At 53.4% G+C, this 1,818-nt stretch carries 1 protein-coding gene and 1 pseudogene; one reads left to right on the plus strand and one right to left on the minus strand.

Annotated features, from left to right (window positions below):
- Positions 1 to 220 (plus strand): annotated as a pseudogene (locus QQZ18_RS11395) (glucose-1-phosphate thymidylyltransferase RfbA); the annotation flags it as partial.
- Positions 221 to 448: 228 nt separating this feature from the next.
- Here QQZ18_RS11395 and QQZ18_RS11400 read toward each other — a convergent pair.
- Positions 449 to 1,818: tetratricopeptide repeat protein (locus QQZ18_RS11400; RefSeq protein WP_284541040.1), on the minus strand; the 1,370-nt coding region annotated here is incomplete at its 5' end.

Consider the following 1,818-nt stretch of genomic DNA (forward strand, 5'->3'; position numbering starts at 1 on the left):
TTGGCTCGACACCGGCACCCCCGACAGCCTGCTCGAAGCCGGCGACTTCGTCGGCACCCTGCAACGCCGCCAAGGCATCAAGATCGCCTGCCCCGAGGAGATCGCCTTCCGTAACGGCTTCATCGATTGCAACCAACTGGAAACACTCGGAAAGAAGCTCGGTAAAAGCGAATATGGAAAATATCTTCTAAGTTTTGCGAGTACTCGGTCTTCAGTATAGCGGCGGCGCCGTCTTTCCTTCTAGCGAAATAAACGCACAGAAAGGAACCTGTATAGCTCCTCTCAGGCGTAAGCTGCCTATTGCGATATATTCAAACCCATTATGGCAGGATGATGGGCCCTTAATGGCTTTCAGCCATTCCTCTCTCTATGATCACGTCAATCGCCGAAGAGTGAGCCTCTTCGGCGATCTTTCTAGTCTATATAGGTATCCTTATCGGTGCCAGAATTACATACCTGTCGTCTGTGCCTGAATTGCTAGTACTCTAACTGCACCACTGCTTAGCGGGCCTTGCCGGCAGCGATCACCAGCCGGACCTTGATCACAAAGACTGGCCAAAGACCTAATCGTCGCTGTAGTCAATAGACCATTAAGGGGGCCTTTGTAGAGGCCGCTTGCTTTCATTTTGTCCTGAAGTACGTAAACGAAGGCGTTCTCATTGGCCCAGCGCATCCCGTTCAAAATGCCGGACTGTAGAGCACTAGGAGCGTCCCAGACCAAGCGAGATACTTCATGATAGTCTGCGGGGCTAGTTGCCATTGCAGCCGTTATCAGAAGCTTTTCCTGTAGTAGACCGTTTGGATCATAGAGTGCGGCATAGCGATCTAGCAAGCGAGCCGCCATTTTAGGCGCTTTGGGAACTAAATCACTGCGCCCATTCCTGTAAATCGCGACCAGAGCGCGTGCGGCCTGTCGGTTGCCAGCATCAGCCGCAGCAGCCAAAGTCTTCAGAGCTTTCTGAGGTGATTTGGGAAGGCCTCCTTGGCCATAAAGATAGGCATTTGCCAAGGCCGGCGCTGCGCCCTCGATTCCTAGAGTCTCTGCTTTTCGGAGAGATGCAATGCCAATCTTCTCATCTGATAGCACGCCAAATCTATTGTTGATATGTCCGTCAGCAAGGGTCAAAAGACTTTGAGCATGACCAGATTTGGAATTTTCCTCAAGTAAATTAATCGCTCGCTTAGGATTTTTGAGAACGCCAACTCCGCCATCACGGTAAATTATTGCGAGTTGATACCGGGCCGTTACGTTGCCTTGAGCGGCTGCTTGCTCGTAAAGTTGCAGTGCTCGATTTTTATCCGCTACTAGATATTCACCGTTGTATAGGATATCGGCGAGCTTTAAAGCTGCTCCCAAATCTCCTTCGGAAATACCTTTTTCTAGTAAGGCAACTGCCTTGCCGGCGTCACGCGGTTGGCCTATGCCCTGAAGCGCAGCGTCTGCAAGATTGACGAGTGATTGCCTTGATCCCGCATCGGCTGCCTTCTGGAAGAGTTCAGCTGCCTTTGCGCCATCGGCAGGCACCACGGTACCGTCGCGATAGAGCTCGCCGAGGCGGACATAGGCTCCGGGGTTTCCGGCGTCTGCGGACTGCTGCAGGAGATCGATGGCCTTGGTTCCATCGACGGGAACCGGTCCGCCACGGCTGTAAAGGTCGCCAAGCTGGTAAAGAGCGCCTGCGTTACCCGTGTCGGCGACTTCTTGAACGAGGGTCAGACCCTTTTCTGTGTCGGCGGATACGCCCTGGCCTTTTGCCAGCAGCAAGCCAAGATTGAGCTTGCCTGCGGGGAGCCCCGCATCGGCTGCCTTCTGGAAGA

It is taken from the genome of Pleomorphomonas sp. T1.2MG-36, from assembly GCF_950100655.1.
Lineage (GTDB): Bacteria > Pseudomonadota > Alphaproteobacteria > Rhizobiales > Pleomorphomonadaceae > Pleomorphomonas.